General features: G+C 56.9%; 25 protein-coding genes. 15 read left to right on the top strand and 10 right to left on the bottom strand.

Annotation, left to right across the window (positions count from 1 at the left end):
- Positions 1 to 43 precede the first annotated feature (43 nt).
- The 4 genes from CU100_RS24015 to CU100_RS24000 all read left to right on the top strand — a co-directional run bounded on the left by CU100_RS24015 (position 44) and on the right by CU100_RS24000 (position 2,730).
- Positions 44 to 787 (top strand): TerC family protein, encoded by a 744-nt coding sequence (locus CU100_RS24015; RefSeq protein ID WP_106719155.1) that lies wholly within the window; start codon positions 44 to 46, stop codon positions 785 to 787.
- Between the two features lie 44 nt (positions 788 to 831).
- A complete protein-coding gene (locus CU100_RS24010) occupies positions 832 to 1,407 on the top strand; it encodes a biotin transporter BioY (RefSeq protein ID WP_106719154.1) in 576 nt (191 codons plus the stop codon).
- Complete coding sequence (locus tag CU100_RS24005) at positions 1,404 to 1,829, top strand: DUF1284 domain-containing protein (protein WP_106719153.1); 426 nt, start codon at positions 1,404 to 1,406, stop codon at positions 1,827 to 1,829. The genes CU100_RS24010 and CU100_RS24005 overlap by 4 nt, the downstream gene beginning before the upstream one ends.
- A gap of 151 nt (positions 1,830 to 1,980) precedes the next feature.
- Complete coding sequence (locus tag CU100_RS24000; RefSeq protein WP_106719152.1) at positions 1,981 to 2,730, top strand: YebC/PmpR family DNA-binding transcriptional regulator; 750 nt, start codon at positions 1,981 to 1,983, stop codon at positions 2,728 to 2,730.
- A gap of 55 nt (positions 2,731 to 2,785) precedes the next feature.
- Here CU100_RS24000 and CU100_RS23995 read toward each other — a convergent pair whose 3' ends face one another.
- The gene (locus CU100_RS23995; RefSeq protein WP_106719151.1) at positions 2,786 to 4,210 is read right to left on the bottom strand and encodes an APC family permease; all 1,425 of its coding nucleotides are present in this window, start codon (positions 4,208 to 4,210) and stop codon (positions 2,786 to 2,788) included.
- 141 nt (positions 4,211 to 4,351) lie between these two features.
- Positions 4,352 to 4,573 carry a 50S ribosomal protein L31 gene (rpmE, locus tag CU100_RS23990; protein ID WP_106719150.1) on the bottom strand — a complete coding sequence of 74 codons (222 nt, stop codon included), beginning with the start codon at positions 4,571 to 4,573 and terminating at the stop codon, positions 4,352 to 4,354.
- 200 nt (positions 4,574 to 4,773) lie between these two features.
- Here rpmE and CU100_RS23985 point away from each other — a divergent pair, with 200 nt between their 5' ends.
- Positions 4,774 to 6,588: an ABC transporter transmembrane domain-containing protein gene (locus tag CU100_RS23985; RefSeq protein WP_106719149.1), complete on the top strand. Its 1,815-nt coding sequence runs from the start codon at positions 4,774 to 4,776 to the stop codon at positions 6,586 to 6,588.
- 36 nt (positions 6,589 to 6,624) lie between these two features.
- On the opposite strand, the gene CU100_RS23980 is transcribed toward CU100_RS23985, so the two are convergent.
- From CU100_RS23980 to CU100_RS23950, 7 genes are all read right to left on the bottom strand, one after another.
- Positions 6,625 to 7,656 (bottom strand): peptidoglycan -binding protein, encoded by a 1,032-nt coding sequence (locus tag CU100_RS23980; RefSeq protein ID WP_106719148.1) that lies wholly within the window; start codon positions 7,654 to 7,656, stop codon positions 6,625 to 6,627.
- Positions 7,656 to 8,678 (bottom strand): MotA/TolQ/ExbB proton channel family protein, encoded by a 1,023-nt coding sequence (locus CU100_RS23975; RefSeq protein WP_106719147.1) that lies wholly within the window; start codon positions 8,676 to 8,678, stop codon positions 7,656 to 7,658. The genes CU100_RS23980 and CU100_RS23975 overlap by 1 nt, the downstream gene beginning before the upstream one ends.
- A gap of 226 nt (positions 8,679 to 8,904) precedes the next feature.
- Positions 8,905 to 9,696, bottom strand: coding sequence for an inositol monophosphatase family protein (locus CU100_RS23970; protein ID WP_106719146.1), 792 nt, complete (start codon positions 9,694 to 9,696; stop codon positions 8,905 to 8,907).
- 34 nt (positions 9,697 to 9,730) lie between these two features.
- Positions 9,731 to 10,294 (bottom strand): elongation factor P, encoded by a 564-nt coding sequence (efp, locus tag CU100_RS23965; protein ID WP_106719145.1) that lies wholly within the window; start codon positions 10,292 to 10,294, stop codon positions 9,731 to 9,733.
- 144 nt (positions 10,295 to 10,438) lie between these two features.
- The gene (locus CU100_RS23960) at positions 10,439 to 11,602 is read right to left on the bottom strand and encodes a M20 aminoacylase family protein (RefSeq protein ID WP_106719144.1); all 1,164 of its coding nucleotides are present in this window, start codon (positions 11,600 to 11,602) and stop codon (positions 10,439 to 10,441) included.
- Positions 11,603 to 11,693: 91 nt separating this feature from the next.
- Complete coding sequence (locus CU100_RS23955; RefSeq protein ID WP_106719239.1) at positions 11,694 to 12,710, bottom strand: tetratricopeptide repeat protein; 1,017 nt, start codon at positions 12,708 to 12,710, stop codon at positions 11,694 to 11,696.
- A 49-nt stretch (positions 12,711 to 12,759) separates the two neighbouring features.
- The gene (locus CU100_RS23950) at positions 12,760 to 13,437 is read right to left on the bottom strand and encodes a thiamine phosphate synthase (protein ID WP_407070374.1); all 678 of its coding nucleotides are present in this window, start codon (positions 13,435 to 13,437) and stop codon (positions 12,760 to 12,762) included.
- A 181-nt stretch (positions 13,438 to 13,618) separates the two neighbouring features.
- On the opposite strand from CU100_RS23950, the gene CU100_RS23945 reads away from it, so the two are divergent.
- The 6 genes from CU100_RS23945 to ruvB all read left to right on the top strand — a co-directional run bounded on the left by CU100_RS23945 (position 13,619) and on the right by ruvB (position 18,901).
- On the top strand, positions 13,619 to 14,392 hold the full coding sequence (locus CU100_RS23945; RefSeq protein ID WP_106719142.1) for a sulfite exporter TauE/SafE family protein: 774 nt from the start codon (positions 13,619 to 13,621) through the stop codon (positions 14,390 to 14,392).
- 131 nt (positions 14,393 to 14,523) lie between these two features.
- Entirely contained in the window at positions 14,524 to 15,717 is a 1,194-nt protein-coding gene (locus tag CU100_RS23940) for an OpgC family protein (RefSeq protein ID WP_106719238.1), read from the top strand.
- A 353-nt stretch (positions 15,718 to 16,070) separates the two neighbouring features.
- Positions 16,071 to 16,604 carry a protease adaptor protein RcdA gene (rcdA, locus tag CU100_RS23935; RefSeq protein ID WP_342588327.1) on the top strand — a complete coding sequence of 178 codons (534 nt, stop codon included), beginning with the start codon at positions 16,071 to 16,073 and terminating at the stop codon, positions 16,602 to 16,604.
- 74 nt (positions 16,605 to 16,678) lie between these two features.
- Positions 16,679 to 17,206 carry a crossover junction endodeoxyribonuclease RuvC gene (gene ruvC / locus CU100_RS23930; protein ID WP_106719141.1) on the top strand — a complete coding sequence of 176 codons (528 nt, stop codon included), beginning with the start codon at positions 16,679 to 16,681 and terminating at the stop codon, positions 17,204 to 17,206.
- Complete coding sequence (gene ruvA, locus CU100_RS23925; RefSeq protein ID WP_106719140.1) at positions 17,203 to 17,820, top strand: Holliday junction branch migration protein RuvA; 618 nt, start codon at positions 17,203 to 17,205, stop codon at positions 17,818 to 17,820. The genes ruvC and ruvA overlap by 4 nt, the downstream gene beginning before the upstream one ends.
- A gap of 40 nt (positions 17,821 to 17,860) precedes the next feature.
- Entirely contained in the window at positions 17,861 to 18,901 is a 1,041-nt protein-coding gene (gene ruvB / locus CU100_RS23920) for a Holliday junction branch migration DNA helicase RuvB (protein ID WP_106719139.1), read from the top strand.
- Here ruvB and CU100_RS23915 read toward each other — a convergent pair whose 3' ends face one another.
- Positions 18,902 to 20,053: a glycoside hydrolase family 5 protein gene (locus CU100_RS23915; RefSeq protein WP_170113956.1), complete on the bottom strand. Its 1,152-nt coding sequence runs from the start codon at positions 20,051 to 20,053 to the stop codon at positions 18,902 to 18,904.
- A gap of 151 nt (positions 20,054 to 20,204) precedes the next feature.
- On the opposite strand from CU100_RS23915, the gene ybgC reads away from it, so the two are divergent.
- From ybgC to CU100_RS23895, 4 genes are all read left to right on the top strand, one after another.
- Positions 20,205 to 20,687 (top strand): tol-pal system-associated acyl-CoA thioesterase, encoded by a 483-nt coding sequence (gene ybgC / locus CU100_RS23910; RefSeq protein ID WP_106719137.1) that lies wholly within the window; start codon positions 20,205 to 20,207, stop codon positions 20,685 to 20,687.
- 234 nt (positions 20,688 to 20,921) lie between these two features.
- On the top strand, positions 20,922 to 21,629 hold the full coding sequence (gene tolQ, locus CU100_RS23905) for a protein TolQ (protein ID WP_106719136.1): 708 nt from the start codon (positions 20,922 to 20,924) through the stop codon (positions 21,627 to 21,629).
- Positions 21,630 to 21,673: 44 nt separating this feature from the next.
- Entirely contained in the window at positions 21,674 to 22,123 is a 450-nt protein-coding gene (gene tolR / locus CU100_RS23900; protein ID WP_106719135.1) for a protein TolR, read from the top strand.
- A gap of 6 nt (positions 22,124 to 22,129) precedes the next feature.
- Positions 22,130 to 23,239: a hypothetical protein gene (locus CU100_RS23895; RefSeq protein ID WP_106719134.1), complete on the top strand. Its 1,110-nt coding sequence runs from the start codon at positions 22,130 to 22,132 to the stop codon at positions 23,237 to 23,239.
- Positions 23,240 to 23,262: the final 23 nt, after the last annotated feature.

Here is a 23,262-nt window from a genome sequence, read left to right as displayed (position 1 = left end):
CGGTTTGCACCATCCGGGCCACAGCAACACAGGAACGACCCCCATGGAAGCGCTACTCTCCTACTTCGATTTCATCTACACGCCATCCGGTCTCATAGCTTTGGTTACGCTCGTCGTGATGGAAGTCGTGCTCGGCATTGACAACCTGATCTTCATATCGATCCTCACCAACAAACTGCCGAAGGAACAGCAGGCGCGTGCCCGCCGGCTCGGCATCAGTGCCGCCCTCGTGCTTCGTCTTGTGCTATTGTTCACGATCTCGATCATCGTCCAGCTCACCGAACCGATTTTCGAAGCCTTCGGACACGGGTTTTCATGGCGCGACCTCATCCTGATCGCGGGCGGCCTGTTCCTGGTATGGAAGGCCACCAAGGAAATCCATCACACCGTGGACCACGAGGACGCCAAGGATGACGTCATCGGCAAAACGGTTACGCTGACGATGGGTGCAGCAATCGCGCAGATCCTCGTGCTCGATCTGGTATTCTCGGTGGATTCGATCATAACCGCCGTCGGCATGACCGACGAAATCGCCATCATGGTGATCGCCGTGCTTGCCGCCGTGACTGTCATGCTGCTTGCCGCCGAGCCACTGTCAAGATTCATCGCAAACAACCCTACTATAGTCATGCTTGCGCTGGGCTTCCTTTTGATGATTGGTATGACGTTGATCGCCGATGGGTTTGGCTACCATGTTCCTAAAGGCTACATCTATGCGGCGATGGGTTTTTCGGCTCTGGTCGAGGCGCTCAACATGCTGGCGCGCCGCAGAAAAAAGAAGCACTGATTACGATACAAGTACATCAACGCCTACTGGAGGATTCCCACTCAATGACCCAGACCATTTTTGCCGAGGCTTTCGTTCCGCTCAAACTTGCCAACCGCTCGCTTCTCTACAAGGCGATCGCCGTTCTGATCGGCACAGCATTGCTGGCGGTCAGTTCGTGGATTTCGGTGCCGATGATTCCGGTACCGGTGACCATGCAGACCTTCGCGGTAACGATGGTCGGGGCACTTTACGGCTGGCGGCTTGGGGGCATCACGGTCATCGCATGGCTTCTCCAATCTTTCGTCGGGTTGCCTGTTTTGGCTGACGGCACGCCGGGCCAGATCGCCTTTGCGGGTCCGACAGCGGGGTATCTCCTTTCCTTTCCTGTTGTAGCGGCATTCGTTGGCCTTTTGGCCGAACGGGGGCTGACGCGAAATCCTTTCACGGCTTTCGGTGTCATGCTTATGGGCAACGCACTTTGCCTCGCGCTCGGCGGGGCATGGCTGGCGAACATGATCGGGTTCGAGAAGGCATGGGTCTTCGGTGTCGCGCCTTTCATCATCGGCGGCGTCCTCAAGTCAGCGCTGGCAGCGGCAACGATTGAAATGTTGCGGCGTTCAGGTATCCGCCTGTCTTGACGGTCGAACTTCGCGCGCACCACCTTCTGTGCATGCTGACCTATGTTGGCAGGGGCTATAGCCCCGCCTTCACTGAAAATTACGACAAGGTTGTTGCAAGACTGGCGGCGGGCGAGAATATCTTGATAAGGGAAGGGCCGGACGATATCTGCCAGCCCCTTCTTGCAACCACCGAACCGCATTGCGTCAACGGCAGCGTTGCCGATCGTGACATTCAAGCGATGTCCGACGTCGGACATTTGCTTGGCCGACCGCTCCGGATCGGCGATACGATCAATCTCGATGCCGCCGCGGTCGACAAGCTGCGCATCGCCTTTGCGAAAGGCGAGAGCCGGCGCGCCTGCGCGGATTGCGAGTGGTTCGATTTTTGCTCCGCGGTGTCGAAAGCCGGCTATGCAGATGTGCGTTTGAAGCTTGGATGAACAGCGAGCGACTGGTGCTGGACGAAGCGCCGGTTTTTACCTATAAGGGCGCCATTCCAGAAGCATGTTTCCGCTCGGTGTAGCCCGCGAACCTCATTGCAGGGCCCTGAAGTGAAACATCAACAACCACAGACAAGCACGCAGGGGTGCCATGGCAGGCCATTCACAATTCAAGAACATCATGCACCGCAAAGGGCGCCAGGATGCCGTTCGGTCAAAGATATTTTCCAAACTCGGGCGTGAAATCACGGTCGCGGCCAAGCAAGGGCTGCCTGATCCGTTGATGAATCCACGCTTGCGCCTGGCTGTCCAGAACGCCAGGGCGCAATCGATGCCGAAGGATAATATCGAACGAGCCATCAAGAAGGCGTCCGGTGGCGATGCCGACAATTACGAAGAAGTCCGCTACGAGGGCTACGGTCCAGGCGGCGTTGCCGTCATCGTTGAAGCCCTGACGGACAACCGTAATCGCACCGCCTCGAATGTGCGCGCGGCCTTCACCAAGGCGGGTGGTGCATTGGGCGAAACTGGTTCGGTTGGCTTCATGTTCAATCGCGTCGGCGAAATCACTTACAAGCCCGAGGCAGGCAGCGCCGACAAGGTTATGGAAGCTGCCATCGAGTCTGGCGCCGACGATGTAACCAGTGACGAAGAGGGGCACCTCATCCTATGCGCTTTCGAGGATATAGGTGATGTTTCGAAGGCGCTCGAGGCCGCCCTCGGCGAGGCAGAATCGATCAAGGCGATCTGGAAGCCAGCAACTACCGCTCCCGTTGACGAGGAGAAGGCTCAGTCGGTGCTTCGGTTGATTTCGACCCTCGACGACGATGATGACGTGCAGAATGTCTATGCGAACTTCGAAGTAAGCGACGAAGTCCTGGCCAAGCTCAGCGCAGCCTGATCCAACGAGATACAATAACCCGCCAGCTAACGATCTGGCGGGTTTTTATTTGCGTTCAGTTGACCGGACCGTCCCCGCCAAGAGCCGCCATGTCCGCGTCGGTCGCCTTCACGCCGGCGGCGCGATTAACCAGAATCGTGACAACCCACAGTACCACGCCGATGCCTATGAGGATCCCGGCGATCCTATATTGCACCGGATCGCGTCCGGTCCAGGGGCCCGCGAAGAAAGCACAGCAGATAGCGCCAATGACGGGCAGAAAAGTTGGTGTGCGGAAATGGTCATGATCAACCGTTTCGCGCCGCAGGACAAGCACTGCGATGTTGACGATCGTGAAGACGAACAGGAGCAACAGCGCGGTCGTACCTCCAAGCGCCGGGACCTCACCAACGAACAGGATCAGTGCAAACGCCAGAAGAGTGGTAAAGGCGATCGCGAGATATGGCGTACGGCGAACGGCGTGAACTTTGCCGAAGATCGGCGGCAGCACGTGTTCGCGGCTCATGCCATAGACGAGACGGCTCGCCATCAGCATGTTTATCAGAGCACTGTTGGCGACTGCAAACATGGTAATGAAGCCGAATATCCAAAGAGGGAAGTTCGGCGCTCCCGCCTGAACAACCTTGAGCAGCGGGGTTTCGCCTTCACCAAGATCAGCCGGCGTAACGAGCGTTATCGCCGAGATCGACACCAGCACATAGATAGCGCCGGTAATGAACAAACCCGCCAGCAGCACCTTTGGGAAAATACCCGACGGATTCTTGCATTCCTCGGCCATGTTGACCGAGTCCTCGAAGCCCACCATGGCGAAAAAGGCGAGGGTGGTCGCAGCCATCACTGACCAGAAGACGCTCCCATCGGGAGAGGAGGCAAACTGCGTGATGCGCGAGACGTCGCCCTGACCCGCAGCAATGGCCCATAGTCCGATGAAAATGATAATCAGAAGGCCCGTCAGTTCGACCATTGTCAGAACCACATTGGCTTTGACGCTTTCACCAACGCCGCGGAAGTTCACCACTGCGACGACTGCCATGAAGGCAAGCGCAACGAGCGAGATGCCGATCCCGGTTTCAAGGTTGAGTTGAAAGGCACCGGAAAGATTAGCGGCGAATGCACGTGACGCAGTCGATGCGGAGGTGATGCCGGAACACATGACGGTGAAGGCGACGATGAACGTAATGAAGTGAATGCCGAAGGCCTTATGCGTATAGAGTGCCGCACCTGCCGCTTTCGGATATTTCGTTACCAGCTCGAGATAGCTGAAGGCGGTGACGACAGCGACAATGAAGGCGACGAGGAATGGTAGCCATACAACGCCTCCCACCTGCTTTGCGACTTGTCCCGTCAGCGCATAAATGCCAGTGCCAAGAATATCGCCAACGATGAAGAGAAGCAGCAGCCAAGGACCCATGACCCGGTGAAGACTTGGCTCGATCACTGCCCCCGGTGCCGTGTTAATACCTGAAGTCACGTCGGTCATCGGGTTTTCCCTCCCCCTTATGCATGCAGATACGCATGTGAAAAGCTATTGACGAAACAACGGCTTGTCAAACGAGGAGAGGAAAAACGAAAACGGCCCCGAAGATCGGAGCCGTTTCAAATCCGGTTTACCCGGAGGATCTTATATACCGAGATTGGCGAAACGGGTCTTGAACTTCGACACGCGGCCGCCACGATCCGTCAAATGCTGCGAACCGCCGGTCCATGCCGGATGCGTGGAGGGGTCGATATCGAGGTTCATCGTATCGCCTTCCTTGCCCCATGTGGAGCGGGTCAGGTATTCGGTACCATCGGTCATGACGACCTTGATTGTGTGGTAATCTGGATGAATCTTGGCTTGCATCTGTATTGTCCTAAACTGGTGGGCACAACCAGCGCCACTGCTAAGTGGGGTTCCGGTCGGAGCCGATTGGTAGAGATGAAGCCAAACGTCACAGGGGCGTGGGCTTCCAAAACTGTTGGCGAGCCTATACATCAGCCTTTAAGCAATAACAAGGCCGTCTGGCCGCAAAGTCGCACTGCGATATGAGGAAGACCTGAGACATGGCCACCAGGGAACCATCTCATCTTCAGGAGACGGAAAGAAGGCGTCGCTCCTTGAAACCGCTGCGGCGCATTTACCCCTACATGTCTCGCTATCGGGGCATGATAGCTGGTGCGCTATTCTCGCTCGTCCTCGCGGCAGTGACGACCCTGACGCTTCCTCTGGCTGTCCGGCGCATGATCGATCACGGCTTTTCTGGCGCAAACGGTGCCTTCATCAACAACTACTTTGGCATGCTGGTGGTGCTCGCGGCGCTTTTGGCTCTCGCTTCCGGCGGACGATACTATTTCGTCATTACGCTGGGTGAGCGGATCGTCTCGGATTTGCGCCGGGATGTTTTCGATCATCTGACAAGGCTCTCTCCTGCTTTCTTCGACGGTACGCAATCGGGCGAGATTGTCTCGCGCCTCACCGCAGACACGACGCAGATCAAATCGGCGGTCGGCGCGACGGCTTCGGTAGCCCTGCGCAATCTCATTCTGGCCCTCGGCGCAATCGTGATGATGGTCATCACAAGCGCCAAACTTTCAGGACTGGTCATCGCTGCAATTCCGCTCATCATCATTCCACTGGTCGCTTTCGGACGATCCGTGCGCCGCCGATCACGTGCCGCCCAGGATACTCTGGCCAACGCCACTGCCTATGCCAGCGAATCCATTGTGTCCGTGCGCACTTTACAGGCATTCACCAACGAGAACCTGGCAACAACCCGCTTTGGCGCCTCAGTGGAAGATGCGTTTGCGGCCGCACGCTCATCGGTGAAGGCAAGAGCCATCTTGACCGCTTTCGCCATCTTCATGATCTTTTCCAGCGTCGTCGCCGTACTTTGGTTTGGCTCGCGGGATGTGCTTTCCGGCGCGATGACGCCGGGAACTCTCGGCCAGTTCCTGCTCTACGCTGTTTTTGCTGCGGGAGCCTTGGGAGCGCTGTCGGAGGTTTGGGGAGAACTGTCGCAAGCGTCGGGTGCGGCCGAGCGGTTGATGGAAATCCTGGCGGAGAAGCCGGCGATCACGGCGCCAGCCACTCCTGTGCTGCTGCCGCAGCCGCCCCTCGGTTCCGTTCACTTCGACGACGTACAGTTCAACTATCCGTCGCGGCCGGGTGCTCCGGCGCTAAGAGGCCTTAACTTCAGGATTGAGCCGGGCGAAACCGTCGCCATCGTGGGTCCTTCCGGCGCTGGCAAGAGCACGGTGTTCTCATTGTTGCTGCGCTACTACGATCCAGTTTCCGGTGTTGTCAGCGTCGATGGGGTCGATGCGCGCAAGGTTGATCCCGCCGACCTCCGATCACGCATCGCCATTGTTCCGCAGGACACGACGATCTTTGCGGCGACCGTGCGTGACAATATTGCCTTTGGCCGGCCGGGCGCCACAAAGGCAGATGTCGAAGCCGCGGCCAAGGCAGCTTTGGCGCATCAGTTCATCCAGGCGCTGGAGCGCGGCTATGACACGCAAGTCGGCGAGCGCGGCATCACGCTGTCCGGCGGACAACGCCAGCGCATCGCCATCGCACGCGCCATCCTCCGCGACGCGCCCATCCTCCTGCTGGACGAGGCAACCTCCTCACTGGATGCCGAAAGCGAGATGCTGGTGCAGAGGGCGCTGGATCATCTGATGCAGGGGCGTACAACGCTGGTTATCGCGCATCGGCTCGCGACCGTGTTGAAGGCCGATCGAATTCTGGTCATGGAAAACGGACGGATCATCGAAGAGGGAACGCACCAGACCTTGGTCAAGAAGAACGGGATTTATGCCAGTCTTGCCAAGCTGCAATTCGAAGCGGGCGCCGACGCCTTCAAAGGCGCCGCTGAATAGTCCCGTGTTCCCGAGCTGACGCTGCAGAACCACTTATCATCGTTCCGTCAGCTTCAGTTCGATGCGGCGGTTACGCGCCCGTACTTCCGGTGCGCCCCCTGGCTCCAGCGGTTGAAACTCACCGAAGCCCGCTGCGACGAGACGGTTTGCCGGAACGCCATTGGCGATGAGGAATTTCACCACCGAAATAGCGCGTGCCGACGATAGCTCCCAATTGTCCTGGAATTGCCCGGTGCCCGAAAGAGCGACATCATCCGTATGACCGTCGACGCGCAGGACCCAGTTGATATCGTCCGGGATTTCCTTCTGCAGATCGATCAAGGCGGTCGCCAGTTTCTTCATCTCCTCGGATCCGGCCGGATTCAGAATTGCGGTTCCCGAGGGAAACAACACTTCAGACTGGAAGACGAAACGGTCGCCGACGATGCGAATGTTCTCGCGGTCGGAAAGTATCTCCCGCAGACGGCCGAAAAAGTCTGAGCGGTAGCGATTAAGCTCCTGAACGCGTTGCGCGAGAGCGACATTCAGCCGCTTGCCGAGATCGGCAATCTTGGCGTTGGATTCCCTGTCTCGCGACTCGGAGGCATTGAGAGCGTCCTCCAGGGCGCCGATCTGTTTGCGCAATGCTGCAATCTGCTGGTTCAGTATCTCAACTTGTGACAGGGCCCGGGCGCTGATCTGTTTTTCATTTTCAAGGCCAGTCGACAGTTCGTTGATCTTGCCTTCCGCGGCGGCGCCGGCACCCGCGCCTTGGGACAAGAGTGATTGGAGACGTGATTGTTCATTCTGGGCGCTGGTCAACGATGCCTGCAAATTGGCAATCGTGTCTTCGAGATCCTGCTTGTTGCCCTGTTCGAGCGACAGCAGTTGCGTAAGTTCGTTGATCTGCGAGTTAAGCCGGTTGAGGACTGCGTCCTTGCCGGTGATTTCCTGGCTCAGGAGAAACTGTGCCAGCACGAAAACCGACAGAAGAAACATGATCGACAGGAGCAATGTCGACAGCGCGTCGACAAATCCAGGCCAGTAATCAACGTGGCGAACGGCTCTGCGGTTACGACCGAGGGCCATCAGTTTGCCTTGTCGCGAGCGATGGCATCGCCTAGTTTAGCGAGCGTCTGTCGAATGGCCTTTTGTTCGTCGGATTGTTTTTCAACCCAATCCCGCATCATCTGCTGTTCGGACCGCATGTTCTTGACGAGCCCTTGAATGCCCTCAGCCAGACTTGCCAGGGCGGCTGTCGTACGTTGGCTCGATCCGCCTGTCTCCTGGATGTTTTGCAGGCGTTCCGCCAATGCGCGTAACTCGTCGGACGTGCCACTATTCACGGCATCCAGCGCTTGCAGGTCGGAGCCAAGGTCGGTGACGCTCGAGAGCCAGTTTTCCAGTTCTGTGTAGAACCGGTTTTGCGCCCGGCCCGCCTGCAAATCGAGAAAGCCGAGGATCAGCGAGCCAGAGAGACCGAAAAGCGATGAGGAGAATGCCGTGCCCATGCCTCGGAGCGGGGACTGGAGACCGGCTTTCAGCGAATCCAGTACACTATTGGCATCGCCCGCCCGCGGGTCGAGCGACTGTATCGTCTGACCGATTGAGCCGATCGTTTCGAGAAGTCCCCAGAAGGTCCCGAGAAGACCGAGAAATACCAGCAGCCCGATCAGATAGCGCGATATGTCGCGGGTCTCGTCGAGCCGCGAAGCGATGGAATCCAGCATGGAGCGCATGGCGCTCGTTGAAAGCGCCATGGATTGCCTTCGCCCTATCAACGCACGCATAGGTGCGAGCATGACAGGTTTGGCGTTTGGATCATTGTTGCCCTTACGGAACGAATTGACCCAGCGAACTTCGGGGAACAAGCGGATTACCTGACCGAAACCAAGCAGGATGCCGACGACGAGAACCCCGACAATCAGGCCGTTGAGGCCGGGATTGGTCGTAAAGAACACCGAAATCTGACGAAAGAGAATGGCAGCGAGAAAGGCAACGATTGCCAGAAAGATCGCCATCGACAGAAGCACGAACCGCGGGCTGGAGAGCCGGTAAGGATCAAAATCATCGCCGTCCATACCCTGGCGGGTCGAACTGAAATCAGCCATCGTGTCGTCTCCGCATCAAATCAGATTTTGCGACCCTAGCCGAATTTGCGGTGAAATTGGAAGATGCATTGGAGCGATGGTTGAGTTTGTTGTTATTGAAGGCAATCTGCGGTTGGTGAAGCGACCTTCTCGAAGGGACTGAAGGCAACAATGCCACTCGAACGTAGCTAGAAGGATGTCACCAGCCGCCCAGTATAATACCGCCTGTCAATAAGGCCTCGCCATATCAGATTGGCTTTTTCAACGTCTTCAAAAGAGCCCGCTGAATAGCTTCGTTGCCTGCAATAATGGTCTTGCTCTCGATCACGTCCTGCCCGCCCTCCAGATCGGTGACGAAACCGCCGGCCTCGCGGATCATGATAATGCCGGCGCCAATATCCCACGGGGAAAGACCATCTTCCCAGAAGCCGTCGAGACGGCCTGCTGCCACATAGGCCAAATCAAGAGCCGCTGCGCCCATTCGGCGGATACCGGATACTTCGGCCATGACGTTGCGCATCTGCAAAAGATAGTTGCCGTGATCACCACGGCCAAGATGGGGAACCCCGGTTCCAATAACGGAATCGACGAGCTTGCTGCGTGCCGCAACGCGCAGGCGCCGGTCGTTGAGAAACGCTCCGCCGCCGCGCTCAGCAGTGTACAGTTCATCCATGGCCGGATTGAAAATCACACCCGCCACTATCTGGCCCTGACGCTCAAGCGCTATGGAAACCGCAAAAATCGGAATACCGTGCAGGAAATTCGTGGTGCCATCGAGCGGATCGACCAGCCACCTGTGCTGGCTATCGGAGCCCTCGACCACGCCTGATTCTTCCATAAGGAAGCTGTAGTCCGGGCGGGCGCGCTTCAGTTCAGCGTAGACGATCTCTTCGGCTTTCTTGTCGGCCTGGCTGACATAGTCGCCTGGACCTTTAAGCGACACCTGCAGGTTCTGTACTTCGCCAAAATCGCGAGCGAGCGAGCGGCCGGCTTTCATGGCAGCCTGCACCATTACATTGAGAATCGCTGAACGCGCCATTTCGGGTTATTTCTCCGTCAAGTCAAAGATTAGCTTAGTCGGCGCGGCGAACATAAGTCAGTTCGTTCGTATCGACGACAATGCGCTCGCCCGACGAAATGAATGGCGGTACAAGCACGCGAATGCCATTTTCCAGAACCGCAGGTTTATAGGAGGAGGCTGCCGTCTGGCCCTTGACGACCGGATCGGCCTCGGTGATTGCCAGCGTGACATAGTCTGGCAACGAAATGCCGATCGGGCGTTCGTCGTAAAGCTCGACCGTGACCATCATGCCGTCCTGAAGGAAGGCGGCGCGGTCACCAACGAAGTCTTTTTGAAGTTCAAGCTGTTCGTAACTGTCGGTATCCATGAAAATCAACGCCTCGCCCTGTTCATAGAGGAAGGAGAAATCCTTCTGCTCCAGACGAACCTTCTCGACGGTTTCAGCGGAACGGAAACGCTCGTTCAACTTGGTGCCATTGATAAGGTTCTTCAGTTCCACCTGGTTGTAGGCGCCGCCCTTGCCGGGTTTGACATGATTGGTTCTCACAGCAACCCAAAGGCCACCATCATGTTCGATCACGTTGCCGGTGCGGATTTCATTGCCGTTGATTTTCATGTGTCTACTCGGATTTGTGTTGGATACCGCGCCAGTACTGCGGCGGTGGTCAAGAATGGCGCTCCAAGACCACAAATTCGCAAAATAGGCAAGAGTGGGGGCAAAAACAGCCACCTGGCGCTGTTCGTTTTTGCTGTGGCAAGCTCAGGCAGCCAGAGCTCTTTCCGCCAGGGAGACCCAGTAGCTAATTCCATAAGGGATCGCATCATCATTGAAATCATAGGCCGAATTATGAAGGCTCGCCGTGTCGCCATTGCCGATAAATATAAAGGCCCCCGGCCGTTTCTCCAGCATGTATGAAAAATCCTCGGCGCCCATCACCGGCGGCATCTCCGCCGTTACCGCATCTGCGCCAACGATATCGCGGGCGACGCCTACAGCAAACTCTGTTTCCCGCTCATGGTTGAACGTTACGGGATAACCATCATGATACGTCACTACTGACCTGCCGCCGAAGACAGCTGCAGTCGTTTCAGCAATTTCAGTCAGCCTTTTTCGCGCCGACGCGCGAACCTCCGGCGAAAGGGTCCTAACTGTACCTCCAAGTGTGATCACATCGGGTATGACGTTGGACGCATCGCCGCCATTGAGCTGGGTCACGGAAATGACAAGCGAGTTCAACGGATCGGTTTCGCGCGACACGATAGACTGCAGCGCAAGAATGGTGTGGGCCGCTATCACAACCGGGTCGATCGTCGATTGCGGTTTTGCCGCGTGGCCACCACGCCCCGTGATCGCGATTTCGAATTCATTGGTTGCCGCCATGATCGAACCCTTGCGGGTCGCAAACTCACCCACGGCCAGACCCGGAGCATTGTGCATGCCATAGACTTCGCCGATGCCGAAACGCTCCATCAATCCATCGTCGATCATGGCGAGCGCTCCGGCGCCGCCTTCTTCTGCAGGCTGGAAGATGACAGCGACCGTACCTTTGAAGTTGCGAGTCTCCGCAAGATACTGCGCTGCGCCGAGGAGCATGGCAGTGTGGCCATCATGGCCGCACGCGTGCATCTTGCCGGGTACAATGGACGCCCAGGCTTTTCCACTTGCTTCGGTTATCGGCAAAGCGTCCATATCCGCCCTAAGCCCGATCACACCCCCGTCGCCGTGCCGGCCACGAATAATGGCGACTACGCCGGTCTTGCCTATGCCGGTTTCGACGCTGTCGCAGCCAAAAGCGCGCAGTTTCCCGGCTATGAACCTGGATGTCTCATGCACGTCGTACATGAGCTCGGGTTTCTGGTGCAAATGCCTGCGCCATTCGGCGACGTCTTGCTGCATCTCATGAGCGCGGTTGATCAACGGCATTTCCAGATTCCGATCGGCAGGTTGCGATGTTGGTACATCAGAAATCTATTGCGCCGATATCAGCGCCGTCAACGGCCGCATTGCGGCCACTTCACTGCAACTTATTTGCTTCTGTGATTGCGGCTTGCGTCTGGCTATCATCAAGACCCGCCATGAACGATTCCAGCTCGGGATCATTGAGGCCCGCGCGTTTCGCCACGATGTACCATGCGGCGGCCTTGATGAAATCGCCCTCGACGCCAAGTCCATCCCGGTAAAGTTTGGCGAGACGGGCCTGCGCTGCGACATTGCCGCCCGTGGCCGCCCGCAACATCCAGCCGAAGCCGGCCTTGTAGTTTCTTGCCCCCCCACGGCCGGCAACGAGCCACGTCCCTAGATCGAGCTGCGCGGTGTCGTATCCCTTGACAGCAGCCTTCGCCAGATATTGGCGAGCCTTGGCATCGTCGCGCGGTATTTTCAGGGTGCCATTGGCAAGAATCTGGCTGATTGCATATTCCGCGTCGGGAAGTCCCTTGTCCGCTGCCTTCTGGAACCAGGGATAAGCGTTCTCGATGCCTGAGGCGCCCGGCCGTTCTTGCAGCAGAATCTGGCCAAAGTTAAACTGTGCCGGAGCATTTCCGGCGTCCGCTGCAGCCTTCATCAATTCCTTTGCCCTTTTGGAATCTTTCGGGGCGTATTTCCCCTGAAGCAGGATGACCCCATAGCGAAACTGCGCTTCAGCCAATCCTTGTTCCGCCGCCTTGCCATACCATTTCGCCGATTCCTGCATATTCGTGGGCACTCCCAGCCCGCGCGCCAAAATTTCGGCCAGCAGGACCTGTGCGGCAGCGTCGCCTCCTTCGGCACGCGGCAACGCGAGATTGTAGGCCGTCTTGTAGAGACCGCGCTGATAGGCGCCGAAAGCATCATCTTCGGGACCCTTGCCAAACCGGGTCGGGTTGACGGTGTCGAGCACGGGATCATTGGGCGATTTGGGTTTGGCTTGCTTGGCTGTTGTTTCTGGCGCAGGTGTGGCGGGGGCAGGAGTTCCCGCCGGCTCAGCGGCTGCCGGTGGTGTTTGAGCTGTCTGGGCGGAGCTCTCAACTGCAAAAGCCGACAAAGCGATCATAGTGGCCGCAACGGAACAAAGAAGCTTTCCTGGTCTTGCTTCCATGCAACTATTCCTCAAATTTGGGCGCGTGCTCGTCGAGGAGCCGGTTGGCTTCCCGGACAGCTCCTGCCGGGTCTGTTCCATCGAAGACGGCTGAGCCAAGGGCGATGAACTCCGCACCCGTTGCGGCCGCATCGAGAATACTATCGAGGGTATTGCCTGCCTGAATAATACAAGGAATTTCAACCATCGAGGCCCACCAGTCGGCGAGTTCGATGTTGCGCGGGTGCGCTTCAGGTTTGTTGTCAGCACCAATTTTGCCAAACAGAACATAATCCGGTTGGGCCTCGCCGATCTCCAGCGCCGTGTGACGATTCTTGATATTGCCCGTACCGACAATCATCTTGGGCGAAAAACGGGCTACACTCGCCGAAAGATCGGCGGCCGGTCCTTCGATATGCAGGCCGTCAGCCTTGACGCGGCCGGCCACCTGCGTGTTGCCGACGATGATTGCGGCTGCACCGGCCCCTTGAATGATAGGAGTGGCTGCTTCGGCAAGGGTCTGGAACAATGCTTCATCTGCTTCATAGGGGGGCAGCAGGACCGAAGCGACATCACCTCCCGAAAGCGCATCGCGCAGCGCGCGGGCAAGTTCGTCAACGCTCGTGACCGGAGGCGCGATCAAAACGATGCGGCAGCGTTGAGGTATCGGTTCGGTGTTCATTGCTTTCGACCTTCCAATCATTCTTCATCGAGGACTGTCTTCATAGACCGGCCAATCATGATGGAATTCGGGCATACAAGATGAATGAGGATTTGAACAGGTCACCCGGTTTTATGCTTCAAACCGGGGTATATTCGGCGAAAGTGTTTCACAATTATCGCCCTCGGGGTTATGGAAAAGTCCCTCCTGCCGGATTAACCCGATGCCCGATCTCTTGCTAGACCCTTGGTTCTATGCCGCTGCCATACCGGCCACCATTTTGATCGGGCTTTCCAAAGGTGGCCTTGGCGGCGCCATGGGGCAGGTCGGAGTACCGCTGATGGCGCTTGTGATGCCGCCGGTGCAGGCCGCGGCTATCATGCTGCCGATTCTGATCATCATGGACCTCGCAAGCCTCTGGTCGTGGCGCGGATACCGCGACGCGACGACACTCAAGCTAATGCTGCCGGGAGGGCTGCTCGGCGTCGGCATAGGCTGGATGACCGCCTCCATCGTAACCGACGACATGGTGAAGCTGATCGTTGGCCTGGTCGCGATCATTTTTTTTGGGCGCTACGCCTTTGCAAGCGCAGAGAAGCGGGCGACCGCTCGGCCCCACAATGGCGCGTCGGCTACGCTGTGGTCGACAATCGCCGGCTTCACAAGTTTCGTCGCCCATGCTGGCGGTCCGCCATATCAGGTTTATGCGTTGCCGCTGCGGCAAAACCCCAAGATCTACAACGGCACCAGTGTCATTTTCTTCGCCATTATCAACGCAATCAAGGTAATTCCCTATTTTGCTCTCGGGCAGCTTGACGCTACGAACTTGCAAGCCTCCGCTGTGCTTGTACCCCTTGCGCCACTCGCGACCTTCGCCGGCGTCTGGATCGTCAAGCGGATGCGGCCGGAGGTATTTTACCCCTTTATGTATGCGATGATTCTGCTGATGGGTCTGAAGCTGACCTATGATGGATTTGGCAGCTTGTCATATTTTTGAACGAAAGTTGATCGGCGCAATCGCAACTTTTGCCATATGTCAACATTATCGATCACACGCCCAAGCGAAATCGCTTCCCACCGAGGCCCGGAAGCGAGCTACCCATGCATAACAGGATATTGGTGAACGCCATGACACAGAACCAGCTTAAACAGCGGGACACCCGTATCGACGTATTCAGGGCCTTGGCTCTTCTCACGATCTTTATCAATCATATTCCAGGAACGGTTTACGAGAACCTGACACACAAGAACTTCGGTTTTTCTGACTCGGCCGAAGCGTTCGTGCTGATCTCGGGTATCGCCGTCGGTCTGGCTTATGGTTCCAAGTTCGAACGCGGCAGCCGTCTCCTTACGACGCTGAAAGCGTGGCGGCGGGCTACGACACTCTATTGCGCTCACATCCTCACGACTGTCGCTACATTGGCAATCTTCTGTGCCGCGGGCATCTACCTGAAACGCCCTGATTTCATGTCGTTCATCAATATCGGGCCGTTGATGGATCAGCCTGCCAAAGCCCTTATCGGCCTTGCGACGATGGGTCATCAGATTGGCTATAACAATATTCTGTCGATGTACGGCGTTCTGTTGCTGATGCTCCCGTTGTTCCTGATGATCGCCAGGATCAGCATCGCCGCGATGGTCGCGCTTTCAGGAACGCTGTGGCTGGTCTCCGGCGTCTATCAGATCGCGCCACCCAACTATCCGACGAATGGTGTGTGGTTTCTCAACCCGCTGTCGTGGCAGTTTCTCTTCGTTATCGGGATCGCCGGAATCATGCACGTGCGCCGGGGCGGGACTATTGCCTTCAACAAGTATCTGTTTGGGCTCTGTGCCGGATATATCGCGATCGCGCTGATCTGGGTTCGCTGGCCATTATGGGGTATCGACACCTCATTGGGCCTGCCAATGGTGGTCACCGGCTTTGACAAGACCTTCTTGTCATTGACCCGGCTCGCGCATGTGCTGGCACTTGCCTACGTGATTGTCTCGGTTCCCGCGATTTCGAATCTGGCTCGTCGTGCTCCAGATCATCCGCTGGCGATCCTCGGCAAACATTCTCTCCCCGTGTTTGTCGCAGGTACGATACTCGCCATGGTGGCGCAGGTGGTCAAAGTGTTGAACCCGGGTGGTCTGCTGGATGATACATTGCTGATCGCGAGCGGAATAATGGCGCAATTTGCTCTGGCCTATTATCTTGAGTGGCTGCCGCGCATTGGATGGGGCGGGCGCCCGGTCCAGAAGCCGACACAGGCCAAAACGCTTCTGGCCGGCAAACCCGTGACGGGAGCGTTGGCTCCGGCAACCAGAGCAGTCATATCCTGATGAATCGGAGTTTTCTGTTTCCGTTAACCAATGGTTAAGCATTACAATCTATGAATTGATCATCCAGTTTTCTGGATTCTTACCAAGTGGTTTGGCCACTTTGTTTGACGCCTCCCTGTTAGACTCCTGAGAGCCGCCTCGTTTCGCGGCTCTTTTTTTATGTTCATATCCAATGTTTAACGCTGCCGTTAACCCTTTATTAAGGATAAACTTGCGCTCCTGTGAGGATGCAGGCAGGTTGCTGGGGACTACTGCTCGCCGACCGTTGTGGTACCTCGCTTGCTGTTCCAGTAAGGGGGCACTGCTTTGGCAAAATTGCGGTTAGTGGCAGCGCATTTTAGGTAACAGGGCATATGATGACCGAACGGGAACTCCACGTAGACAATACGATAAGGCTTGCGGAGCGCATGGTGCGTTCTGAAAGTTTCAATCATCTCTACGATGAGGGCATGAGCCTTGTGGAAGAAGCTGCTTTCTATCTCGATGGTGAAGGCCGGGCGGAAGCCAAGCGATTATCCCGTGTCGCCGCGACACTCTACGCAGCCGAATCAATGCGGCTGACGACGCGCTTGATGCAGGTCGCATCATGGTTGCTGCTTCAGCGCGCCTCACGCAGCGGCGAAATGACACTCGAACAGGTTCTTTCCGAAAAGGCCAAGGTCCGGCTCGATACCGATTCAGCGCCTGGAACAGTAGTCGGCTGGGATGAGATCCCGCTCTCCTATTGTGACATCGTGCATCGTTCATTGCGCCTGCAGGCACGCGTCCGCCAGATGGACGACGAGATCTACAATGATGGTGCTGGCGCCGAGCAAAAACGTGTCCTCTCAACCAACCCTGTCTCCGACCAGATCAGCCTCTTGGCGACAGCGTTCGGTCATCCGTAAAAACGCACAGTTTTGTTTCTCTTTTGTTCACCTTTCTGCTGTCAACATGTGTGGCACATGGATAAGGTTCGAGGATGAAAGAAGCGATTCGTATTATCGGCATTGACCCTGGTCTTCGGCGAACAGGCTGGGGCATCATCGAGACGCTTGGCAATTCGCTGCGTTATGTGGCAGCCGGCACCGTTCTTTCAGACGCGAAACTCGACCTTGCCTCCCGTCTTTGTCAACTGCATGATGGACTTGCCCGGGTAATTCACGAAATGATGCCGCATGAATCGGCGGTCGAGCACACTTTCGTCAACAAGGACGCCACCGCGACGCTTAAACTGGGTCAAGCTCGCGGGATTGCCTTGCTGGTGCCGGCGCTTGCTGGGCTACCGGTTGCGGAGTATGCGCCAAACGCGGTGAAGAAGGCTGTGATTGGCGTCGGCCACGGCGAGAAGAAGCAAATTCATATGATGGTGAAAGTGCTGATGCCGAAAGCTATATTCGACACGGACGATGCTGCTGATGCATTGGCAGTTGCCATTTGTCACGCACATCATCGGCAAAGCGCGATCGGGCGCATAGCTATCGAACGGAAATTGGCGGCACTCGGATGATTGGCAAGCTCAAGGGGACTGTGGACGAAATCGCCGAGGATCATGTGATTGTTGACGTTCACGGCGTCGGTTACGTTGCGTTCTGCTCTGCCCGCACACTTTCCAATATTCCCGCGCCAGGCGAGGCGGTCGTCCTGCTCATAGAAACCTATGTGCGTGAAGATGTGATACGGCTGTTCGGCTTCGGCACCGCGCTCGAGCGCGAATGGTTCCGCCTGTTGCAAAACGTGCAGGGCATAGGCGCCAAGGTGGCGTTGAGCGTGCTCGGGACATTGACCCCGTCGGATCTTGCCAATGCCATTGCGCTGCGGGACATTGCCATGGTCAGCCGGGCTCCCGGGGTTGGAAAGCGAGTTGCGGAACGTATCGTTACGGAATTGAAGAACAAGGCGCCCGCCTTTGCCGGCGAAGCAATGGGCACCATCGGCCTCAAGCAGGAGTTGGGTGAGGGCGTTGCTCCCGCTCCCGTTGCGGATGCCGTGTCGGCTTTGACCAATCTCGGCTATTCGCGCGATCAGGCGGCCAATGCCATTGCCGCTGCCATGAAGGAGGTGGGCGAGGGCGCCGATTCCACCAAGTTGATCCGGCTTGGTCTGAAGGAGCTGTCGCGCTGATGCGGTTGTCTGATCAAGTGCCTTATGCGAAGACACAGGTATGAGTGATAGCAGCCGCCTGATTTCTCCGGACAAGCGTGGTGAGGATCTCGATACCTCGCTGCGGCCGCAGACGCTTGCCGATTTTGTCGGTCAGGCCGCCGCACGCGCCAATCTCAAAGTCTTCATCGAGGCGGCGAAGTCGCGTGGCGAGGCGCTTGATCACGTGCTGTTCGTCGGACCGCCGGGTCTTGGCAAGACTACCCTCGCACAGATCATGGCAAAGGAACTGGGGGTCAACTTCCGGTCGACCTCCGGTCCCGTTATTGCCAAGGCAGGCGATCTTGCGGCACTTTTAACCAATCTGGAAGAAAACGACGTTCTGTTCATCGATGAAATCCACCGCCTCAATCCAGCTATCGAAGAAATTCTCTACCCGGCGATGGAGGATTATCAACTTGATCTGATTATCGGGGAGGGCCCCGCGGCCCGTTCGGTGAAGATCGACCTTGCCAAGTTCACACTTGTTGCTGCGACCACTCGTTTGGGGCTTCTGACCACGCCACTGCGGGATCGCTTCGGTATTCCTGTCCGGCTCAATTTTTACACGGTCGAGGAACTGGAACACATCGTACGTCGCGGGGCCCGAATCCTGGGCATTGGCGTGACAGATGACGGAGCGCTGGAAGTTGCTCGTCGTGCGCGCGGTACGCCGCGAATAGCCGGACGACTTTTGCGCCGTGTGCGCGACTTTGCCATTGTGGACGGCAAGGACAAGATCGATCGCGAGACCGCTGATTCCGCTCTTTTGCGCCTTGAAGTGGATTCGCTCGGCCTTGACCAGCTCGACCGTCGCTATCTGGCCATGATCGCCCACAATTTCGGTGGCGGGCCTGTTGGTATCGAAACAATTGCAGCGGGACTTTCAGAACCCCGTGACGCGATCGAAGACATTATCGAGCCGTACCTGATACAGCAGGGATTCATCCAGCGTACACCGCGCGGGCGGGTCCTCACCGCGAATGCGTGGAAGCATCTTGGCCTGAGTGCTCCGGCAGACATTATCCAGCAGCAAATCAACCTTTTCCAGGAAGACAGCTGATCACTTCAACCCGAGGCCTTTCAGGATAACGGGGTCCAGCACGCGCTGCTTATCGTCAAGTGTAATGCCGAAGGCTCCGCCCCACGACCAGACGGCCCAGGGAAATCCGCGTTTGTGCGCGGCTTCCGTCACGTCTTTCAAATAAGACGCGCGCCACTCTGACGGCATGCGGAACTTCTTCTGATACTCCCTGCGTATCATGCCGAATTCGCCAAGAAGTATCCGCTCCGGCGGGATGTTGTGCGTCTTTCCCCAAGTCGCAGCCTTGTCGAACGGTTCGTTGAGCGCGGCGAGCACTTCTCCATAGGTGGAGACGCCGCCTGCCATCTCATTGAACCCTATCAGCATTTCCTCGCGGCGCTCCCTGGGAGCCTTGACCTCGATCGTTTTCCGGATAGCTGCAAGGCGCTCTTCAAACGCCTTTTCGCCCAGCAGGTCCGGCGGATAGGGCAAGGCTTCGACATAACTCATCGAATCGCCCGTCCAGTCTGCGCCTTGGTGGGTCAGGACGTAGGGCTCGTAAGAATGAAACGTCCAGATGACGTTGTCATCGGCGATGGTAGAAGGATCAACCTTTTCCAACCCGTAAGCACTGGACCAACAGCCGCCCGACAATATCAACGTATGGCTCGGGGCCGCATCGCGCGCAGCCGAATGCAGTTGCTTCAGCATGGCCGGCCATCTTGGAGCCAGAGTGGGATCGCAATCGATCACGGGTTCGTTGAAGGGCTCAAACGCGGTGAGCCCGGGATCGGTATCGGACAATGCTCTGCCGAGCCTCCCCACCATCTGCACATACCGGGTGAATAGCGCGTCGTCGGCAAGGATGCGGTTTGTGTCGATCTTCCGGGAGTCGCTGGGAATTGAGTGAAAATCGACAATTACCTTAAGCCCGGCCTTGTGCAGCATGCCAACTGTCCTGAGAGTCTGGACAATCAGCGTCGTCACCCGTTTCTCGGACGCATCCTCCAGAAAAATCGCGGGATCGACTGGCATGCGGACGAAATCGAAGCCGGCCGTTCTGATGCGTTCGAGATTGCCAGGACCCGTTCCATGCCGCCATTCGGGAAAATTATCGAGAACAGCGTCCTCGTCCCAGCGTTCGGGCTTTGGCCACGTGGTCCACATTTCGAGATTCAGGCCGCGTTTCATGGTGAATGCCGTAGCTGAAGCAGCGGCTGAGCCAGCGAATATGCACGAGATACAAAGTGCGATGCGCAACAATGGGAGATTCAATTCTTTCGCATCCTTCGTCGTGGGCCTATGGACAAAATGCCTGCCGAGCCTGCAAAAGGAAAGGACCATGAGTGAAAACAATTCTTCATCATTAATCGCTGCCTCGGCAACCGGACTTGCCGGAGAACTGACGGAATCGGGACATCGGCTGCATGCCCGCGTGTATTATGCCGACACGGATTTCTCGGGTCTTGTCTATCACGCACGTTATCTCGAGTTTCTGGAACGCGGACGGACCGACTACCTGCGCCTTCTCGGTGTTCACCATACGGAGCTTGCCGGCGGAATCCTTGGCGAGAGCATCGTCTGGGTGGTGCGACGCATGGAGATCGACTTCAAGTCGGCAGCGCGGATAGACGATGTATTAACCATCGAAACGCGGACGGCCGAAATATCCGGCGCAAGGGTGAGGATGGCACAGTCCATCAGGCGAGGAAAGGATCTGCTGATCGCGGCGACAGTAGAGGCAGCCATGATCAACGGTGCGGGTCGCCCGAGGCGGTTTCCATCCGAATGGATCAGCCTGTTTCAACCGGCATTGCAGAAATAGGCGATGATAATTGTCTGCTGCCTGTGAAATCATAACTGATCCTTAACCATAACAAATCATGAATAAGACGTGCAGACGACAGGTTTCACGTTAACGCCTTCGTTTTACCAAAATTAACGTAAAGAAGCCGCGTTAAGGTTACTGGAGAATTCCGGTTAGAAGCGTGGCTCATCTGGATTGAGACGATTGCGACCCGGTCAACATGCCGGGTTTTCGGATTCGAGGATTGTAGGTATGGAAAATTTAGCAGTTGCCGTTCAGACATCGGACATGTCCCTGTGGGGCCTGTTCTGGCAGGCTGGGTTTGTCGTCAAGCTTGTGATGGTGGGTCTGCTCGGTGCATCGATCTGGACCTGGGCAATCATCATCGACAAAATACTCGGGTTTGGACGCGCCAAGCGTGCTTTTGATCGTTTCGAGCAGATATTCTGGTCAGGACAATCTCTCGAAGAGCTCTACCGGAATCTTGGCGACAAGCGCACGACGGGAATGGGTTCGATCTTCATTGCTGCCATGCGCGAATGGAAAAAGTCGTTCGAAAAAGGTGCTCGGTCACCGATCGCCCTGCAAATGCGCATCGACAAGGCAATGGATGTGGCGCTTGCCCGCGAAAGCGACTACCTAGCCGCGCGACTGACGTTTCTCGCAACCATAGGTTCGGCAGGCCCCTTCATCGGTCTATTTGGTACCGTCATCGGCATCATGACGTCCTTCATGGGTATTGCCGGGTCCAAATCCACCAGCCTTGCCGTCGTCGCACCCGGTATCGCCGAAGCGCTGCTGGCAACGGCGATCGGCCTTGTCGCCGCTATTCCGGCAGTTATCGCCTATAACAAGCTATCAAGCGATGCGGGAAAACTGACAGCACGCATGGAAGGGTTCGCCGACGAATTCTCCGCCATACTCTCGCGGCAAATCGATGAGAAGCTGCCACGGGCTTGAGCACCATCTGAGACACCGACACAGAAATTGCGGGATTAAATGCCATGGGCATGTCGATAGGTAACAATGGCTCCTCAAATGGCCGCCGCCGTCGCGGGCGTTCGAGCAAGGGCGTGATGAGCGAAATCAACGTGACACCGTTGGTTGACGTGATGCTCGTGCTTTTGATCATCTTTATGGTGACCGCGCCTATGATGACGGTGGGTGTCCCGATCGATATGCCAGAAACGTCAGCGCAGACTTTGAACAGTGAAGCTGATCCCATCTACGTGACGATCAATCAGCAAGGGCAGGTTTATCTGCAGGAGACCGAGATCCCGATTGATGAAATCGTGCCGAAACTCCAGGCTATCGCCAAGACCGGCTACAATGAACGCATCTTCGTCAAGGGCGACAAGTCTGCCGACTACGGGACGATCATGAAGGTCATGGCACAAATATCAGGTTCAGGTTTCAAGAATATCGGTCTCGTCAGCCTGCCGGAGGCTAACTGATCAGTCATGCGGGCCAGCGTCACATCCTCCGCTATTATCCACGCCGTGGTCATCGGCTGGGGGCTGCTGTCGTTCTCGTCGCCCACGCCGATGGACTTGGCCAACTCGGAATCGATGCCGATCGATATCGTGTCAGATATAAGCCAATTGCAGAAGGGCGACAAAAAGGCAGCGAAGGCCGAAAAAGCCGCGCCCAAACCCACACAAAAGCCGCAGACCATCCCAGAGGCCCAGAACGTCGGCGATAGCGAAGTCGATGCAGATGTGAAACCTGCGCCGGAGACGAAACCGAAACCCGTGGAAGCTGCACAAGCGCCAAGGCCGTCGGATACGCCTGTTGCCAAGCCCGACCCGCTACCGGAACCAAAGCCGGAGGTCAAGCCCGAGCCCAAACCGATCCCCGTTCCGGCGACCGAAATCAAGCCAGAACCTGCTCCAAAGGAAGAGGTGAAGCCGGATCCTGTTGCCGAAGCGATCAATGAAGTCAAATCGGATCCTGCGCCTAAAGAGGAAGCCAAACCTACGCCAACGCCTCCGGTAGACAAGCCGGCCGAGGAGGCGTTCAAGCTGCCCGAAACCGTTGCAAAACCGGAAGCCAAACCGACGCCACCCGCGCAGACGGCCAAGACGCCGGATCGCAAGGAAGTGCAGGAAAAGCCGAAGCCTACGCAGACAGCTGCGACGCCATCCAAAGAAAAAGACGGTATCGCCGATCAGGTCGCGGACCTTCTGAACAAGCAAAAGGCATCGTCGGGAGGAGCCAAGCGATCAAGCGACCAGGCCTCGCTCGGGGCCGACAGGGCAACGGGCGGCTCGAAGCTCAGCCAGAGCGAGATGGATGCGTTGCGAGGGCTTATCGAAGGAAACTGGAACAAGCCCGTGGGAGCTGAAGAGACTCCCGACATGATCATCGTTGTGAAGTTCAGGTTAACTCAGGATGGCGAGATCGATGGCCGGCCGGAGGTTAGCGGCAGCGGTGGCGATTCAGCCTTGTTGAATGCGGTAAAGAGCAGCGCCTTGCGGGCGGTGATGAAATCAGCACCGTTCAACCTGCCTCAAGATAAATATGACACCTGGTCGAGCGTTGAATTGACGTTCCATCCCGGTGCTACCTGATGTCGACAACAGGCCAGCCAAAA

This window comes from Phyllobacterium endophyticum (assembly GCF_003010935.1).
In the GTDB taxonomy this organism is placed as follows: Bacteria; Pseudomonadota; Alphaproteobacteria; order Rhizobiales; family Rhizobiaceae; genus Phyllobacterium; species Phyllobacterium endophyticum.
Note: the sequence above shows the minus strand (reverse complement) of the source record. Positions and strands in the feature narration are given on the sequence as shown.

Coding starts and splice junctions, on each gene's coding strand:
- tolQ (WP_106719136.1), top strand. CDS start 20,922: ATGGAAAATTTAGCAGTTGCCGTTCAGACATCGGACATGTCCCTGTGG.
- CU100_RS23915 (WP_170113956.1), bottom strand. CDS start 20,053: ATGAAACGCGGCCTGAATCTCGAAATGTGGACCACGTGGCCAAAGCCC.
- CU100_RS23985 (WP_106719149.1), top strand. CDS start 4,774: ATGGCCACCAGGGAACCATCTCATCTTCAGGAGACGGAAAGAAGGCGT.
- CU100_RS23960 (WP_106719144.1), bottom strand. CDS start 11,602: ATGCCGTTGATCAACCGCGCTCATGAGATGCAGCAAGACGTCGCCGAA.
- tolR (WP_106719135.1), top strand. CDS start 21,674: ATGGGCATGTCGATAGGTAACAATGGCTCCTCAAATGGCCGCCGCCGT.
- CU100_RS24015 (WP_106719155.1), top strand. CDS start 44: ATGGAAGCGCTACTCTCCTACTTCGATTTCATCTACACGCCATCCGGT.
- CU100_RS24010 (WP_106719154.1), top strand. CDS start 832: ATGACCCAGACCATTTTTGCCGAGGCTTTCGTTCCGCTCAAACTTGCC.
- CU100_RS23980 (WP_106719148.1), bottom strand. CDS start 7,656: ATGGCCCTCGGTCGTAACCGCAGAGCCGTTCGCCACGTTGATTACTGG.
- ruvB (WP_106719139.1), top strand. CDS start 17,861: ATGAGTGATAGCAGCCGCCTGATTTCTCCGGACAAGCGTGGTGAGGAT.
- ruvC (WP_106719141.1), top strand. CDS start 16,679: ATGAAAGAAGCGATTCGTATTATCGGCATTGACCCTGGTCTTCGGCGA.
- CU100_RS23940 (WP_106719238.1), top strand. CDS start 14,524: ATGACACAGAACCAGCTTAAACAGCGGGACACCCGTATCGACGTATTC.
- CU100_RS24000 (WP_106719152.1), top strand. CDS start 1,981: ATGGCAGGCCATTCACAATTCAAGAACATCATGCACCGCAAAGGGCGC.
- CU100_RS23950 (WP_407070374.1), bottom strand. CDS start 13,437: ATGATTGGAAGGTCGAAAGCAATGAACACCGAACCGATACCTCAACGC.
- CU100_RS23995 (WP_106719151.1), bottom strand. CDS start 4,210: ATGACCGACGTGACTTCAGGTATTAACACGGCACCGGGGGCAGTGATC.
- CU100_RS23970 (WP_106719146.1), bottom strand. CDS start 9,696: ATGGCGCGTTCAGCGATTCTCAATGTAATGGTGCAGGCTGCCATGAAA.
- CU100_RS23955 (WP_106719239.1), bottom strand. CDS start 12,710: ATGATCGCTTTGTCGGCTTTTGCAGTTGAGAGCTCCGCCCAGACAGCT.
- ruvA (WP_106719140.1), top strand. CDS start 17,203: ATGATTGGCAAGCTCAAGGGGACTGTGGACGAAATCGCCGAGGATCAT.
- rcdA (WP_342588327.1), top strand. CDS start 16,071: ATGATGACCGAACGGGAACTCCACGTAGACAATACGATAAGGCTTGCG.
- CU100_RS23895 (WP_106719134.1), top strand. CDS start 22,130: ATGCGGGCCAGCGTCACATCCTCCGCTATTATCCACGCCGTGGTCATC.
- CU100_RS23975 (WP_106719147.1), bottom strand. CDS start 8,678: ATGGCTGATTTCAGTTCGACCCGCCAGGGTATGGACGGCGATGATTTT.
- efp (WP_106719145.1), bottom strand. CDS start 10,294: ATGAAAATCAACGGCAATGAAATCCGCACCGGCAACGTGATCGAACAT.
- CU100_RS23945 (WP_106719142.1), top strand. CDS start 13,619: ATGCCCGATCTCTTGCTAGACCCTTGGTTCTATGCCGCTGCCATACCG.
- rpmE (WP_106719150.1), bottom strand. CDS start 4,573: ATGCAAGCCAAGATTCATCCAGATTACCACACAATCAAGGTCGTCATG.
- ybgC (WP_106719137.1), top strand. CDS start 20,205: ATGAGTGAAAACAATTCTTCATCATTAATCGCTGCCTCGGCAACCGGA.